General features: G+C 68.4%; 14 protein-coding genes. 11 read left to right on the forward strand and 3 right to left on the reverse strand.

The window, feature by feature from the left end; all coding sequences use genetic code 11:
- Positions 1-6: 6 nt before the first annotated feature.
- The gene (locus tag SNOV_RS02140) at positions 7-1269 is read left to right on the forward strand and encodes a serine hydroxymethyltransferase (protein ID WP_013165260.1); all 1263 of its coding nucleotides are present in this window, start codon (positions 7-9) and stop codon (positions 1267-1269) included.
- 109 nt (positions 1270-1378) lie between these two features.
- Here the strand turns inward: SNOV_RS02140 and SNOV_RS02145 are convergent, their stop codons facing one another.
- Positions 1379-2311, reverse strand: a complete 933-nt coding sequence (locus SNOV_RS02145) for a LysR family transcriptional regulator (RefSeq protein ID WP_013165261.1) — start codon at positions 2309-2311, stop codon at positions 1379-1381.
- A gap of 181 nt (positions 2312-2492) precedes the next feature.
- On the opposite strand from SNOV_RS02145, the gene SNOV_RS02150 reads away from it, so the two are divergent.
- The 8 genes from SNOV_RS02150 to rpe all read left to right on the forward strand — a co-directional run bounded on the left by SNOV_RS02150 (position 2493) and on the right by rpe (position 11684).
- Entirely contained in the window at positions 2493-3518 is a 1026-nt protein-coding gene (locus tag SNOV_RS02150; protein WP_013165262.1) for a class 1 fructose-bisphosphatase, read from the forward strand.
- Between the two features lie 13 nt (positions 3519-3531).
- Positions 3532-4407 (forward strand): phosphoribulokinase, encoded by an 876-nt coding sequence (locus SNOV_RS02155; RefSeq protein WP_013165263.1) that lies wholly within the window; start codon positions 3532-3534, stop codon positions 4405-4407.
- Positions 4408-4420: 13 nt separating this feature from the next.
- Positions 4421-6445 carry a transketolase gene (tkt, locus tag SNOV_RS02160; protein ID WP_013165264.1) on the forward strand — a complete coding sequence of 675 codons (2025 nt, stop codon included), beginning with the start codon at positions 4421-4423 and terminating at the stop codon, positions 6443-6445.
- Positions 6446-6456: 11 nt separating this feature from the next.
- Positions 6457-7542, forward strand: a complete 1086-nt coding sequence (gene fba / locus SNOV_RS02165; protein WP_013165265.1) for a class II fructose-bisphosphate aldolase — start codon at positions 6457-6459, stop codon at positions 7540-7542.
- A gap of 68 nt (positions 7543-7610) precedes the next feature.
- Positions 7611-9080, forward strand: a complete 1470-nt coding sequence (locus tag SNOV_RS02170) for a form I ribulose bisphosphate carboxylase large subunit (RefSeq protein WP_013165266.1) — start codon at positions 7611-7613, stop codon at positions 9078-9080.
- A 155-nt stretch (positions 9081-9235) separates the two neighbouring features.
- Positions 9236-9655 carry a ribulose bisphosphate carboxylase small subunit gene (locus tag SNOV_RS02175; protein WP_013165267.1) on the forward strand — a complete coding sequence of 140 codons (420 nt, stop codon included), beginning with the start codon at positions 9236-9238 and terminating at the stop codon, positions 9653-9655.
- Between the two features lie 287 nt (positions 9656-9942).
- Positions 9943-10887: a CbbX protein gene (gene cbbX, locus SNOV_RS02180; protein WP_013165268.1), complete on the forward strand. Its 945-nt coding sequence runs from the start codon at positions 9943-9945 to the stop codon at positions 10885-10887.
- A 116-nt stretch (positions 10888-11003) separates the two neighbouring features.
- The gene (gene rpe, locus SNOV_RS02185) at positions 11004-11684 is read left to right on the forward strand and encodes a ribulose-phosphate 3-epimerase (RefSeq protein ID WP_013165269.1); all 681 of its coding nucleotides are present in this window, start codon (positions 11004-11006) and stop codon (positions 11682-11684) included.
- A 161-nt stretch (positions 11685-11845) separates the two neighbouring features.
- Here rpe and SNOV_RS02190 read toward each other — a convergent pair whose 3' ends face one another.
- Positions 11846-12718, reverse strand: a complete 873-nt coding sequence (locus tag SNOV_RS02190) for a hypothetical protein (protein ID WP_013165270.1) — start codon at positions 12716-12718, stop codon at positions 11846-11848.
- A 336-nt stretch (positions 12719-13054) separates the two neighbouring features.
- Here SNOV_RS02190 and SNOV_RS02195 point away from each other — a divergent pair, with 336 nt between their 5' ends.
- Positions 13055-13945 carry a nickel/cobalt efflux transporter gene (locus tag SNOV_RS02195; protein ID WP_013165271.1) on the forward strand — a complete coding sequence of 297 codons (891 nt, stop codon included), beginning with the start codon at positions 13055-13057 and terminating at the stop codon, positions 13943-13945.
- 14 nt (positions 13946-13959) lie between these two features.
- Here the strand turns inward: SNOV_RS02195 and SNOV_RS02200 are convergent, their stop codons facing one another.
- On the reverse strand, positions 13960-14637 hold the full coding sequence (locus SNOV_RS02200) for a DedA family protein (RefSeq protein ID WP_013165272.1): 678 nt from the start codon (positions 14635-14637) through the stop codon (positions 13960-13962).
- A gap of 131 nt (positions 14638-14768) precedes the next feature.
- Here SNOV_RS02200 and SNOV_RS02205 point away from each other — a divergent pair, with 131 nt between their 5' ends.
- Positions 14769-15038, forward strand: coding sequence for a metal/formaldehyde-sensitive transcriptional repressor (locus SNOV_RS02205; RefSeq protein WP_013165273.1), 270 nt, complete (start codon positions 14769-14771; stop codon positions 15036-15038).
- Positions 15039-15062: the final 24 nt, after the last annotated feature.

A 15062-nucleotide genomic window follows, 5' to 3' on the forward strand; every position in this document is an offset into this window, starting at 1 on the left:
CGAGCCATGTCCACGCTGCACGCCGGCTATTTCACCGAGGGGCTCGACGCCGATCCCGAGCTCGCCGCTGCCCTGCGTGGCGAGCTGAAGCGCCAGCAGGATGGCATCGAGCTGATCGCCTCGGAGAACATCGTCTCCCGCCTCGTGCTGGAGGCGCAGGGTTCGGTGTTGACCAACAAGACCGTCGAGGGGCTGCCCTATGCCCGCTACTATGGCGGCGCGGAATTCGCCGACGCCATCGAGGCGCTGGCGGTGGAGCGGGCGAAGAAGCTGTTCAACTGCCGCTTCGCCAATGTGCAGCCGCACTCCGGCTCCAACGCCAATGCCGGCGTGTTCCTCGGCCTGCTGAAGCTCGGCGACACCATCCTGTCGATGAACACGGCGGCCGGTGGGCATATCAGCCACGGCCATCCGGCGACGCTGACCGGGCGCGACTACCGGATCGTGCCCTATGGCGTCAGCCGCGAGACCGAGCGCATCGAGCTCGACGAACTGCGTACGCTCGCCCTCGACCATGCGCCGAAGCTCATCGTCGCCGGCGGCTCGGCCTACCCGCCCGCCATCGACTTTGCCGGCATGCGGGCCATCGCCGACGAGGTGGGCGCGCTGTTCATGGTCGACATGGCGCATTTCGCCGGGTTGGTGGCGACGGGGCTCTACCCGCACCCGTTCCCGCATGCGCATGTGGTGACCTCGACCACCTACAAGTCGCTGCGCGGTGCGCGCGGCGGCATCGTGCTGTGGAACGACGCGTCGCTGAATGACCGCATCAATTACGGCATTTTCCCCGGCGTGCAGGGCTCGGTGATGATGCATGCCGTCGCCGGCAAGGCCGCCTGCTTCGGCGAGGCGCTCAAGCCCGAGTTCCACGCCTATAACGAGGCGGTGCTGGCGAACGCCCGCGCCATGGCGGCGGCGCTGGCAACCGAGGGGCTACGCATCGTCGGCGGCGGCACCGATTGCGGGCTGATGCTGGTCGATCTCTCGCCGCTCGGCGTCACCGGCGACATCGCCGCCAAGGCGCTGGAGAAGGCCGGGCTGGCGGTGAACAAGAACCTCGTCCCCTTCGATCCGCGCCCGCCGGAAGCGCCCTCGGGGCTTCGGCTCTCGTCGAATGCCGGCACTGCGCGCGGCTTCGGCATCGCCGAGTTCGAGACCATCGCCGGCTGGATCGCCCGCGTGGTGAAGGCGCCGGCGGACGCCGCGGCGATCGCCGCCGTCCGGGCGCAGGTGACCTCGCTCTGTGCGAGCTTTCCGATTTACGCGTAGCACCCCACACGGCCCTCATGGCCGGGCTTGACCCGGCCACCCAGTGACCGGGTGCATGCGGAAAGGCTGGGTCCCCGGGTCAAGCCCGGGGATGAGGGCGTTCTGCTTATCAGGCCGTCGCCTCGACATGCACATAAGGCGTCGACGGCAGGAATTCCGGCCCGCGCCGCGACAGGAACTCGGTGAGCGCCGCCGCCGGCGGGGTCAGGCGCTTGGCCGTGCGTTTCACCACGAACCATTGCCGCACCACCGGCAGCCCCTCGACGTCGAGCGCGGCGAGGCGCCCGTCCGCGACCTCGGCGGCGATGGTGTGGCCGGAGATGAAGGCAAGGCCGAGCCCCGCCATCACCGCCTGCTTGATGGTCTCGTTCGAGCCGATCTCCATGCCGATGCGCGGGGCGATGCCGTTCTCCTCGAAGAAGCGCTCCATCAGCCCGCGCGTGCCCGAGCCCGGCTCGCGCGACATGAAGGTCGAAGTCGCCAGCGCCGAGGGCGGCAGGCGCCGGCCGAGCAAGGGATGGTCCGCCGGCGCGATGATGACGTGCGGATGATCGCCGATCAGCGTCTTGTCGACCTCCATGTCGAGCGGCGTGCGGCCCATGATGGCGACGTCGATATTGTCGCCGCGCAGCCCGGCGATGATCTCCTCGCGGTTGCCGACGGTCAGCACCACGTCGATGCCGGGATGGGCGCGGGTGAAGCTGCCGAGCGCCGCCGGCACGAAATACTTCGCCGTCGAGACCAGCCCCACCGAGACGCGTCCGGATTTCAGCCCCTTCATGGCGTCGAGCGCGGCGCCGCAATCGGCCATCGCCTGCTCGATGCGGGCGATGGCGGCGAGCACCTCGCGCCCCGCGGCGCTGGGCTGGAAGCGGTCGCCGGCGCGGTCGAGCAGCGGCAGGCCGAGATGCTCCTCCAATTGCTGCACCTGCATCGTCACCGCGGGCGGGGTGACGTTGAGCTTGCGGGCGGCGCCGGTGACGCTGCCGGTCTCGACGACGGCGGCGACGGCACGAAGCTGCTTGAGCGTGGCATTACGCATGGGGAATTACATTTCAGCTAAATTGAATTACCAGGAAAGATTATTCGAATTTCCTTACGCACGCAATTCGTGCAGTCTGACATCAACAAAAGGCGTCCGCCGCTTCGGGTTCCCCGCTCGAAGGCCTTACGGAAACGACACGCCGAAAGGGCTGAAGCCCTCGACATAACTGGGGAACGCCATGATACGCCCGACTTTGCAGGACCACCTCGACAGGTGGTCGCAAGCCGATGATTCGCGCCGCGACGTCGCGAGCGCCGTGCTCGCCCTTGCGGGCGCCGGCATCCGCATCTCGCAGCTTCTCGCCGCCGGCCCGCTGGCGGGTGCGCTCGCTGCCGTGCGCGGCCACCATGCCGATGGCGACAGCCAGAAGGAGCTCGACGTCGTCGCCGACACGCTGGTGCGCGAGGCGCTGGCCGGGACGCAGGTCGCCTTGTTCGGTTCCGAGGAGGCCGAGGAGGCGGTGGCGCTGAACCCGGCCGGGTCGCTCGCCGTCGCGGTCGATCCGCTGGACGGCTCGTCCAACATCGATACGAACATGACGGTGGGCACGATCTTCTCGATCCTGCCCTACATCGGTCCCGCCTCGCTGCTGCAGCCGGGCTCGGCGCAGCTCGCCGCGGGCTTCCTCGTCTACGGGCCGCAGACCGCGCTGGCGCTGACCGTCGGCGCGGGCACGCAAATCTTCATCCTCGATCGTGCGAGCGGCGACTTCCTGCTCGCCGAGGAGCGGGCCATGGTGCTGCCGGAGACGGCGGAATACGCCATCAACGGTTCCAATACCCGCCACTGGGATCTCGCCATACGCTGCTATGTCGAGGACTGCCAGGCCGGCGTGGACGGCCCGCGGGCCAAGGACTTCAACACCCGCTGGGTCGCTTCCATGGTGGCGGACGTCTTCCGCATCCTGGTGCGCGGCGGCGTCTATCTCTACCCGGGCGACGCGCGCCGCGGCTACATGCAGGGCCGGCTGCGCCTCGTCTACGAGGCCAATCCCGTCGCCTTCCTGATGGAGCAGGCGCAGGGCGCGGCGACGGACGGCCATCGCCCGATCCTCGAGCTCGAGCCGACCCATCTGCACCAGCGCGTGCCCCTCGTCTTCGGCTCGCGCGCCGAGGTCGAACGCATCGCCCGCTATCACCACGATGCCGCCGCCATGCCCGAGCGCTCGCCGCTGTTCGGCCGTCGCGGCCTGCTGCGCGCCTGAGGGGAGGGGAACCATGTCGATCCACCATCCCATCATCTCCGTCACCGGCTCGTCCGGCGCGGGCACCACCTCGGTGCGGCGCATCTTCGAGCAGATCTTCCGCCGCGAGGATGTCGCCGCCGCCTATATCGAGGGCGACGCCTATCACCGCTACGACCGCGCCGAGATGAAGCGCGTCATGGCCGAGGAGGCGGGGCGCGGCAACCATCACTACAGCCATTTCGGCCCGGACTCGAACCTGTTCGAGGAGCTGGAGGAGACCTTCCGCTCCTACGCTCAGACCGGCACCGGCCAGTTCCGCCACTATGTCCACGACGACAAGGAGGCGGAGGAATATGGCGGCGCGCCCGGCACCTTCACCGCCTGGGAGCCGATCCCGACGCCTACCGACCTGCTCTTCTATGAGGGCCTGCACGGCGCGGTGGTGAGCGGCAACATCGACGTCGCCCGCTATGCGGACCTGAAGATCGGCGTGGTGCCGGTGATCAATCTCGAGTGGATCCAGAAGATCCACCGCGACCGCTCGCATCGCGGCTATTCCACCGAAGCGGTGACCGACACCATCCTGCGGCGCATGCCGGACTACGTGAACTACATCTGCCCGCAGTTCACCCACACCGACATCAACTTCCAGCGCGTGCCGACGGTCGACACCTCGAACCCGTTCATCGCGCGCTGGATACCGACGGCGGACGAGTCGATCGTCGTCATCCGCTTCAAGAGCCCGCGCGGGATCGATTTCCCCTACCTGCTCTCGATGATCCAGGGCTCCTGGATGAGCCGCGCCAATTCCATCGTGATCCCGGGCGGCAAGCTCGACATCGCGATGCAGCTCATCCTCACGCCGATGATCCTTCACCTCGTCGAAAAGAAGCGGCGCGCCGCCTGAGCCGGAGGACGACATGCTCACCCGAAACGCCCCGACGTCCCAGCGTCCGCCCCAAGACCTGCCGGAAGTGCTGCACGACGACATGGCCAATGCGCTGCGCGCGCTCGCCATGGATGCGGTCGAACAGGCCAAGTCCGGCCATCCCGGCATGCCCATGGGCATGGCGGATGTCGCCACCGCCTTGTTCAGCCGCTTCGTGAAGATCGATCCGACCCGCCCGGACTGGTACGACCGCGACCGCGTCGTGCTCTCGGCCGGCCACGGCTCGATGCTGCTCTACGCCGTCAACCACCTGCTCGGCTATGCCGACATGGGCACCGACCAGCTCAGGCGCTTCCGCCAGCTCGGCGCGGTCACCGCCGGCCATCCCGAGCACGGCCACACGCTCGGCGTCGAGACCACCACCGGCCCGCTGGGCCAGGGGCTCGCCACCGCGGTCGGCATGGCGCTCGCCGAGCGCATGCTCAACGCCCGCTTCGGCGACGACCTCGTCGACCACTACACCTACGTCATCGCCGGCGACGGCTGCCTGATGGAAGGCATCAGCCACGAGGCCATCGACCTCGCCGGGCACCTCAAGCTCGGCAAGCTGATCCTCCTGTGGGACGACAACGGCATCTCCATCGACGGGCGCACCACGCTCTCGACCTCGACCGACCAGCTCGCCCGCTTCGAGGCGGCCGGCTGGGACGTGATGCGCGTCGACGGCCACGCCTATCACGCGGTGACCGACGCGATCGCCGAGGCCCGCGGCACGGAGCGTCCGACGCTCATCGCCTGCCGCACCACCATCGGCTTCGGCGCGCCCACCAAGGCGGGCACGGAAGGCGCCCATGGCGCGCCGCTCGGCCCCGACGAGATCGCCGGCGCCCGCGCCCGGCTCGGCTGGAGCCATCCGCCCTTCGAGGTGCCGGACGACGTCCGCGAGGCCTGGGCGCATACCGCCGCGCGCGGCCGTACCGCCCGCGAGGCCTGGGAGCGGCGCCTGTCCGGTTCCGGCCGCCGCGCCGCCTTCGAGGCGGCGATGGAAGGCGAACTGCCCGCCGATTTCGACGAGAAGCTCGACGCCTACAAGCGCGAGCTGTCGCAGAGCGCGCCGAAGGTCGCGACCCGCAAGGCGTCGGAGATGGCGCTCGGGGTCATCAATGCCGAGACCGAGCTCACGGTCGGCGGCTCGGCCGACCTCACCCATTCCAACCTCACCTACACCAAGGGCCTGATGCCGGTGACGCCCGGCAACTTCGCCGGCCGCTACCTGCATTACGGGATCCGCGAGCACGCCATGGCGGCGGTGATGAACGGCCTCGCCTTGCATCGCGGCACCATCCCCTACGGCGGGACCTTCCTGGTCTTCTCCGACTATGCGCGGGGCGCCATGCGGCTCTCGGCGCTGATGGGCCAGCGCGTCGTCTATGTGCTGACGCACGACTCCATCGGCCTCGGCGAGGACGGGCCGACGCACCAGCCGGTCGAGCACCTCGCCATGCTGCGGGCGACGCCGAACCTGCATGTGTTCCGCCCCGCCGACGCGGTGGAGACGCTGGAAGCCTGGCAGCTCGCCTTGCATGCGGAGCGCACGCCCTCGGTGCTGGCGCTGTCGCGGCAGAACCTGCCGACCTTCCGCACCACGCACAGCGAGGAGAACCTCACCGGCTACGGCGCCTATGTCGCCCGCAAGCCCGAGCGCCGGCGCGACGTGACGCTGCTGGCGACCGGCTCGGAAGTCGAGCTCGCCTTTAAGGCGGCCGACATGCTTGCGCTGCGCGGCGTCGACGCCGCCGTCGTCTCCATGCCCTGCTGGGAGCTGTTCGAGAAGCAGAGCGCGGATTATCGCCGCGCCGTGCTCGGCACCGCCCCGCGCGTCGCGGTGGAGGCGGCTGCCCGGTTCGGCTGGGACCGCTGGATCGGTGAGCGCGGCCGCTTCGTCGGCATGGAGGGCTTCGGCGCCTCGGCGCCGGCCGCCGACCTCTACAGGTACTTCAACATCACGCCGGAGGCGGTCGTTGCCGCTGCCTGCGACCTCATCACCTGCGCCTGAGGAGGACGGACATGGCCCGCATCACCCTTCGCCAGCTCCTCGACCATGCCGCCGAGCACGGCTACGGCGTGCCCGCCTTCAACATCAACAACATGGAGCAGGGCATCGCCATCATGGACGCCGCCCAGGCGGTCGATGCTCCCGTCATCATGCAGGCGAGCCGCGGCGCGCGCTCCTATGCCGGCGACATCATGCTCGCCCGCATGATCGACGCGCTGACCGAGATGTATCCGTCGATCCCGATCTGCATGCATCAGGACCACGGGAACAACGAGGCGACCTGCCTCTCCGCCATCCAGCACGGCTTCACCTCGGTGATGATGGACGGCTCGCTGAAGGCGGACGCCAAGACCCCGGCGGACTACGACTACAACGTCACCATCACCCGCCGCGTGGTCGACGCCGCCCATTGGGTCGGCGCCTCGGTCGAGGGCGAGCTCGGCGTGCTCGGCTCGCTGGAGCACGGCTCGGGCGAGCAGGAGGACGGCCACGGCGCGGAGGGCGCGCTCAGCCACGACCAGCTGCTCACCGATCCCGACCAGGCGGTGGACTTCGTCGCCCGCACCAAGGTCGACGCGCTCGCCATCGCCATGGGCACCTCGCACGGCGCCTACAAGTTCACCCGCAAGCCGGACGGCGACATCCTCGCCATGCATGTGATCGAGGAGATCCACCGCCGGCTGCCGAGCGTCCACCTCGTCATGCACGGCTCCTCCTCGGTGCCGCAGGCGCTGCAGGACCTGTTCAACGCTTCCGGCGGCGAGATGCCCCAGACGTGGGGCGTGCCGGTCGAGGAGATCGTGCGCGGCATCCGCCACGGCGTGCGCAAGGTGAACATCGACACCGACTGCCGTCTCGCCATGACCGCGCAGTTCCGCAAGGTCGGGCAGGCCAACAGGTCGGAATTCGACCCGCGCAAATTCCTCAAGCCCGCCATGGACGCGATGCGCGACCTCTGCCGCGAGCGCTTCGAGCAGTTCGGTACGGCGGGCCACGCCGCGCAGATCAAGGTGCTGCCGCTGGCAGCGATGGCCAAGCGCTACGCCTCGGGCGCGCTCGATCCGGTGATCGGCGGCGCCCAGGCGGCGGCGGAATGAACGAGACCACGCAAACACCCCGCGCGCGCTGATCGGGCGCCGTCGGGAACGTCACAGGAGAGGGATCGATGAACGCGATCGACAAGACCGCTTCCGCCGACAAGCCGCGCAGCCGCTACAGCGCCGGCGTGATGGAATACCGCAAGATGGGCTACTGGCAGCCCGACTACGAGCCGAAGGACACCGACGTCATCGCCCTGTTCCGTGTCACCCCGCAGGACGGCGTCGACCCGATCGAGGCCTCGGCGGCGGTGGCGGGCGAGAGCTCGACCGCGACCTGGACGGTCGTGTGGACCGACCGGCTCACCGCCTGCGACAAGTACCGCGCCAAGTGCTACCGGGTCGACCCGGTGCCGAATTCGCCGGGCTCCTGGTTCGCCTATATCGCCTACGACCTCGATCTGTTCGAGCCGGGCTCGATCTCCAACCTGTCGGCCTCGATCATCGGCAACGTGTTCGGCTTCAAGCCGCTCAAGGCGCTGCGCCTCGAGGACATGCGCCTGCCCGTCGCCTATGTGAAGACCTTCGACGGCCCGGCCACCGGCATCGTGGTGGAGCGCGAGCGGCTCGACAAGTTCGGCCGGCCGCTGCTCGGCGCCACGGTGAAGCCCAAGCTCGGCCTGTCCGGCCGCAACTATGGCCGCGTGGTCTATGAGGCGCTGAAGGGCGGCCTCGACTTCACCAAGGACGACGAGAACATCAACTCGCAGCCCTTCATGCATTGGCGCGAGCGCTTCCTCTACTGCATGGAGGCGGTGAACAAGGCGCAGGCCTCGACCGGCGAGATCAAGGGCACCTACCTCAACGTGACCGCCGGCACGATGGAGGACATGTACGAGCGCGCCGACTTCGCCAAGAGCCTCGGCTCCAACATCGTCATGATCGACCTGGTGATCGGCTACACCGCGATCCAGTCCATGGCGAAGTGGGCGCGGCGCAACGACATGATCCTGCATCTGCACCGCGCCGGCCACTCCACCTACACCCGGCAGAAGTCGCATGGCGTGTCGTTCCGCGTCATCGCCAAGTGGATGCGCCTCGCCGGCGTCGACCACATCCATGCCGGCACGGTGGTGGGCAAGCTGGAAGGCGACCCCCACACCACCAAGGGCTATTACGACATCTGCCGCGACGATTTCGTGCCGCAGAACCTCGCCCATGGCGTGTTCTTCGATCAGGACTGGGCCTCGACCCGCAAGCTGATGCCGGTCGCTTCCGGCGGCATCCATGCCGGCCAGATGCACCAGCTCATCGACCTGCTCGGCGAAGACGTCGTGCTGCAGTTCGGCGGCGGCACCATCGGCCACCCGATGGGCATCCAGGCCGGCGCCACCGCCAACCGCGTCGCGCTGGAATGCATGATCCTCGCCCGCAACGAGGGCCGCGACATCCTGGCCGAGGGGCCGGACATCCTCAACGAGGCCGCCCGCCACTGCATGCCGCTGAAGCAGGCGCTGGAGACGTGGAAGGACGTGACCTTCAACTACTCGTCCACCGACACGCCCGACTTCGTGCCGCAGGCCACCGCGGCGGAGTGATTGATCTGTGCCGCCTCACGACGTCATGGCCGGGCTTGGCCCGGCCATCCACGACTTCCCGCTTGCCGGAGGTCAAAGGCGTGGATCCCCGGGCCAAGCCCGGGGATGACGGCGGAAGGCGGAGCCCGTCACAGCTAACAGAGCGAGACAAGACCATGCGCATCACCCAGGGAGCCTTCTCCTTCCTGCCCGACCTGACCGACGAGCAGATCACCAAGCAGGTGCAGTACTGCATCGACAAGGGCTGGGCGGTGAACATCGAGTTCACCGACGACCCGCACCCCCGCAACACCTATTGGGAGCTGTGGGGCCAGCCGATGTTCGACGTGCGCGATGCCGCCGGCGTCATGTTCGAGCTGAACGCCTGCCGCAAGGCCTATGCGGGCCGGCACTACATCCGCGTCAGCGCCTTCGATTCCACCCATACGTGGGAATCGCTGCGCCTCTCCTTCATCACCGACCGCCCCGCCGAGGAGCCCGGCTTCGCGCTGGAGCGCCAGGAAGTGGATGGACGGTCGATCCGCTACACCACGCGCGCCTATGCCGCCAACCGGCCGGAGGGAGCGCGCTACTGAGGATTATGCGCTTCCGGGCGGGGCGATCCCGCTTCGCCCGGAGACGCCAGGAACCCGTCGGTCTCCCTTCACTCCCCCGACGGTTTTCGCGGTCGCTCGGTTTCCTCCCCGACCGCGAGGGACCGGTTCCGGAATGCCGCGCCCGGAGCCGGTCCCCCTTTTCTTCTCAATCTCGTCATCCCGGCCGGAGCGCAGCGGAGAGCCGGGATCGCGAACACAATTCCCGGGCGATCCCGGATAGCGGCTGCGCCGCTTCCGGGATGACGAAGGACTGAATGGAGGCCGCCATGGATGCCGTCATCGACGAACCGAAAGCCGCTGGCGCCACAAAGCCCACCGCCATCGACCTGCGCGCCGAGTTCGCGAGCAGCGGGCTCGCGGAAGTTCTCGAGCAGCTCGACCGCGAGCTGGTCGGCCTCGGCCCGGTGAAGCAGCGGCTGCGCGAGATCGGCGCGCTGCTGCTGGTCGACCGCGCCCGCGCCCGCTTCGACCTGCAGGCGGTCAGCCCGACGTTGCATATGAGCTTCACCGGCAATCCGGGGACGGGAAAGACCACCGTCGCCCTGCGCATGGCGGAGATCCTCCACCGGCTCGGCTATGTGCGCAAAGGCCATCTCGTCACCGTCACCCGCGACGACCTTGTCGGCCAGTATATCGGCCACACCGCGCCCAAGACCAAGGAAGTGCTCAAGCGCGCCATGGGCGGCGTGCTGTTCATCGACGAGGCCTATTACCTCTACCGGCCCGAGAACGAGCGCGACTACGGGCAGGAGGCGATCGAGATCCTGCTCCAGGTCATGGAGAACCAGCGCGACGACCTCGTCGTCATCCTCGCCGGCTATGGCGACCGGATGGAGCGCTTCTTCATGGCCAATCCCGGCTTCCGCTCGCGCGTCGCGCACCATATCGACTTCCCCGACTATTCCGGCGAGGAGCTGGAAGCCATTGGCGGGCGCATATTGGAGACGATGAACTACCGCATGAGCGCGGGCGCGCAGGAGGCGTTCCAGCGCTACATCGATCTGCGCATGCAGCAGCCGCATTTCGCCAATGGCCGCTCGATCCGCAACGCGCTCGACCGCGCGCGGCTGCGGCAGGCGAACCGGCTGTTCAATTCCGAGCGGCCGGTGACGGCGGCCGACCTCGCCACCATCGAGGCGGAGGACATCCTCGCCAGCCGGGTGTTCTCCGGCGGCATCGACAGCTATCCGCCGCTGCGTGCGGCTGACTGAACGTCATGGCCGGGCTTGGCCCGGCCATCCACGCCTTTGGAACGGCAGGAAAGACGTGTATCCCCGGGCCAAGCCCGGGGATGACGTCGTACCAGTCCATACGTCAGGAGACCCCTATGGCCCTCATCGCCCCTTCCATGCTCGCCAGCGACTTCGCCCGGCTCGGCGAGGAGGTGCGCGCGGTCGATGCGGCCGGCGCCGACTGGATTCATCTCGACGTGATGGACGGGCATTTCGTGCCGAACATCACCTTCGGCCCGGATGTCATCAAGGCGATGCGCCCGCACACCGACAAGGTGTTCGACGTTCACCTGATGATCGCGCCGGTCGAACCCTATATCGAAGCCTTCGCCAAGGCCGGCGCCGATATCATCACCGTGCAGGCGGAAGCCACGGATCACCTCGACCGTTGCCTTCAGCTCATCCGCTCGCTGGGAAAGAAGGCCGGCGTCGCGCTAAATCCGGCGACGCATGAGAGCGTGCTCGCCTATGTGCTGGAGAAGACCGACCTCATTCTTGCGATGACGGTCAATCCGGGCTTCGGCGGTCAGGCCTTCATTCCCGACGTGGTGCCGAAGCTGCACCGGCTGCGGGCCATGATAGGGGGCAGGCCTATTCACCTCGAAGTCGATGGCGGCGTGACTCCGGAAACCGCGCCGCTCTGCACGGAGGCCGGCGCCAATGTGCTGGTCGCGGGCTCGGCCGTGTTCAAGGGCGGAGCGGACGCCTACGCCGCCAACATCGCCGCCATCCGCGGCTCCTGCCGGCCGGCGCGCGGGCAGAGCGCCGCCGCCTGAAGGCAATTCCACCTTCCCTCATCCCCGGGCTTGACCCGGGGATCCAGCCTTTCCGCGGTTGCGCGAAATGGCCCCTGGGTGGCCGGGTCAAGCCCGGCCATGAGGGCGAGAGGGTGGCCCCTGCCGCTCAAGGAGCCAATATCAGCAGGATCCGGAGGCCTTCATTTGAAGGCGTCCTCGGTCAGGTTGAGGATGAGGATCTGCCGCGCGCTCGGCGGGATGGAGGGCGAGGCGCGCATCTCCATGGCGAGCGCCGGCTTCTTCTGCTGGATCAGCGTCGACAGGCGCTTGGCCATCTCCTCGGACGAGGCGTGATAGGACAGGCTGTTGCTCGTCGTCTGCACCACGCCGGTATCCGAGACCACGACGTCGTAACCCGCCGCCTTCAGCGGATTGACAAAGCCGTCGATCTTCGCCTTCGCCACGGCGTTCACCGGCGCGAAGATGCGCACCGTGTAGCCGGAGCCGGGAAGAGCGGGGTCCGGAGCGGCCGGCGCAGCCGCCTGGCTCGACGCATCAGCCGGCGCGACGCTCGGTGCCGCTGGGGTTTGCGATGAGGCCTGGGGCGCCGGCTGGACCGATGCCGCCGCATTGGCCTTGGTCTGCGCCGCTTCCACCGCCTCGCGCAGCCCGGTCTGTTCGCTCTCCGCGGCGGCGAGGCGCTGGCCGATTTCCGTCTGCGCCGTGCGCAGCGCGCCGATCTCCCCGCGCAGCGCCAGGACCTGCGAGGCGAGGAAGGCGGTGAGCCCGACCAAGGCGACGAGGATCACGCCGTAGAGGATGGGCAGCACCGGACTACGCCGGCGCGGCGGCATCGTCTCCGGCGCCTCCATGCGCTTGGTCTCGAGCTCCAGCCGGCGCATGTCGACCTTGAGCCGCTCGATGCCGATCCAGCGCTGGAAAGCTTCGGGATCCTGCGGCGGCCCCTTGCTGCGGCTTGCCGGCGCGGCGGGGCCGGACGGCTTCGCCCCCGTCGGGACGTCGCTCGGGCGCGGTCCGGGCGATTCCGGCGATGGCTCGGTCATATCCGTCATCTCATGCTCCTACTCGGGCGGACGACATGACGCCGATCCGCCCAACGGCACGCCCACTTCCACGCATCTTATCGCAACCGCCGACCGCCGCCGACCTCGACCTGCCGCTTTGGTTAGCGGGCGGGCGGGCCGCTCGCCGGCCGTGGTGCCGGCGCGGCCTGCAGGGTCGGCGGATTTTTATTATAGATATACCCCCTATATGTATTGAAGATCGTCGCGACAGGAGCGATAAAGGCGGCACGCGGAGCCTGCCGCCTCGGCTGCATCGGCGCTGCAACATCGTCGCGCTGCCGGCTGCAAACCGTGCAGGCGGCAGCGAAACGACCAGAGGCCGCCATGCCCGCCTTCGCCGAACTCCTGCAGCAGGGCGCCGCCCATGCCTGGCTGTTCATCCCCAGCGCCATCCTGCTCGGCGCGCTGCACGGGCTGGAGCCGGGCCATTCCAAGACCATGATGGCGGCCTTCATCATCGCCGTGCGCGGCAGCGTTCCGCAGGCGGTGCTGCTCGGCCTCGCCGCCACGGTCTCGCATACGCTGGTGGTGTGGACGATCGCGCTGGGCGGGGTCTATCTCTGGCAGGGCGTCGCGCCGGAGACCTTCGAGCCCTATCTCCAGCTCGCCTCCGCGGCGGTCATCCTCGCCATGGCCGCGTGGATGATCTGGCGCACCCGGCAGGACCGGATCGCCGAGGCCGCGCACGATCATCACCATCATGACAGGAGTCACCATGCTCACGGTGACAAGAGTCATCATGACAGGAGTCACCATGACCATTGTCACGATGGCAATGACGACCACGTCTTCGAGCTGGCGACCGAGGGCTATCAGGACGCGCATGAGCTGGCGCATGCCGACGACATCCGCCGCCGCTTCGCCGGCCGTCAGGTAAGTACCTGGCAGATCGTGCTGTTCGGGCTCACCGGCGGGCTGATCCCCTGTCCGGCGGCGATTACCGTGCTGCTGCTCTGCCTGCAGCTGCGCGAGCTGGCGCTGGGTTTCACGCTGGTGCTGAGCTTCTCGGTCGGCCTTGCGCTCACGCTGGTGGCGGTCGGCGTCGTGGCAGCACTGAGCGTGCAGCACGCGACCAAGCGCATCGCGTGGTTCGGCGAACTGGCGCGGCGTGCGCCTTACGTCTCCGGTGCGCTGCTGGTGGCAGTGGCACTCTATGTCGGCTGGCACGGCTGGACCGGCCTCGCCCATCTACCGGCCGCGGCGGTCAGCGGATGAAGCCGGCGGCGTCCTCAGCCGGCCGAGGCGCGGGCGGAGGTACGCGCGGCGCGGCGGTTGCGCGGGCGCTTGGCGATCCGCCCCTGCACCACCCGCAGGATGACGGCAGTCGCGATGAGCATGACCAGGGTGATCCCCACCATCAGCACCAGCCATTCGCCGCTGCTGGCGGCGCCGAGCTGGTTGGCGCCCTTGCCGGCGATCCAGCCCGGCGCCAGCATCACCGGTGCCCAGACGATGGCCGAGGAGACGTTGGCGAACTGGAAGCGGCGCTGGTCCATGCGCATCATGCCGGCGACCAGCGGCATGGTCGCGCGCACCGGCCCGAAGAAGCGGCCGACGAACACCGAGGCGAAGCCGAAGCGGCGGAAGAACAGCCGCGCCTGTGCCACCTGGTGGCGATAGCCCTGCAGCGGCCAGCGATGCACCACCCGCGGGCCGACCCAGCGGCCGAGCCAGTAGGAGACAATGTCACCGAGCGCGGCGCCGACGATGGCACCACTGATCACCGGGACCGGGGAGAGGATGCCCGAGCCGATCAGCCCGCCGATCGCGAGCATCAGTGCCGTGGCGGGGACGACAAGGCCGACCAGGACGAGGGATTCGGCGAAGGCGATGAGGCCGATGACGACAGGCACGAGGTATTCATGGCCGCGCATGAAGGCGGCCAAATCCGCAGCAATTGCTTCCATGTTTCCACACTGTCGCGTTTCGTTGCCCAATGTGGCGAGGAAGTTGTCGGCAACAAGGCCCTACGGCCCGCTGGCACATTCTGTCGCGCCCCGATGGGTTATAGGGTAGCGCCCATGAGGCACACGATCATATGAGCCACACAGTCACCAACAAGGCGCGGCTGATCGCCCGCGTCCGCCGGCTGAAGGGGCAGATGGAGGCGATCGAGCGCGCGCTCGAGAGCGAGGTCGCCTGCGCCGACATCCTCAACCAGGTCGCCTCGGTGCGTGGCGCGATCAATGGGCTGACCGCCGAACTGATCGAGGACCATCTGCGCGAGCATGTGGTGAGCGCCGAAGGCGAGGCCCGCGAGGAAGCCGCCGCCGAGCTGATCGACGTCATCCGCACCTATATGCGCTGAGCTTCTCGCGGCTCTCCTGCGTGG

It is taken from the genome of Ancylobacter novellus DSM 506 (genome assembly GCF_000092925.1).
GTDB lineage: Bacteria > Pseudomonadota > Alphaproteobacteria > Rhizobiales > Xanthobacteraceae > Ancylobacter > Ancylobacter novellus.

Coding starts and splice junctions, on each gene's coding strand:
- rpe (WP_013165269.1), top strand. CDS start 11,004: ATGGCCCTCATCGCCCCTTCCATGCTCGCCAGCGACTTCGCCCGGCTC.
- fba (WP_013165265.1), top strand. CDS start 6,457: ATGGCCCGCATCACCCTTCGCCAGCTCCTCGACCATGCCGCCGAGCAC.
- SNOV_RS02195 (WP_013165271.1), top strand. CDS start 13,055: ATGCCCGCCTTCGCCGAACTCCTGCAGCAGGGCGCCGCCCATGCCTGG.
- SNOV_RS02205 (WP_013165273.1), top strand. CDS start 14,769: ATGAGCCACACAGTCACCAACAAGGCGCGGCTGATCGCCCGCGTCCGC.
- SNOV_RS02145 (WP_013165261.1), bottom strand. CDS start 2,311: ATGCGTAATGCCACGCTCAAGCAGCTTCGTGCCGTCGCCGCCGTCGTC.
- SNOV_RS02175 (WP_013165267.1), top strand. CDS start 9,236: ATGCGCATCACCCAGGGAGCCTTCTCCTTCCTGCCCGACCTGACCGAC.
- SNOV_RS02200 (WP_013165272.1), bottom strand. CDS start 14,637: ATGGAAGCAATTGCTGCGGATTTGGCCGCCTTCATGCGCGGCCATGAA.
- tkt (WP_013165264.1), top strand. CDS start 4,421: ATGCTCACCCGAAACGCCCCGACGTCCCAGCGTCCGCCCCAAGACCTG.
- SNOV_RS02155 (WP_013165263.1), top strand. CDS start 3,532: ATGTCGATCCACCATCCCATCATCTCCGTCACCGGCTCGTCCGGCGCG.
- SNOV_RS02150 (WP_013165262.1), top strand. CDS start 2,493: ATGATACGCCCGACTTTGCAGGACCACCTCGACAGGTGGTCGCAAGCC.
- SNOV_RS02140 (WP_013165260.1), top strand. CDS start 7: ATGTCCACGCTGCACGCCGGCTATTTCACCGAGGGGCTCGACGCCGAT.
- SNOV_RS02190 (WP_013165270.1), bottom strand. CDS start 12,718: ATGACGGATATGACCGAGCCATCGCCGGAATCGCCCGGACCGCGCCCG.
- cbbX (WP_013165268.1), top strand. CDS start 9,943: ATGGATGCCGTCATCGACGAACCGAAAGCCGCTGGCGCCACAAAGCCC.
- SNOV_RS02170 (WP_013165266.1), top strand. CDS start 7,611: ATGAACGCGATCGACAAGACCGCTTCCGCCGACAAGCCGCGCAGCCGC.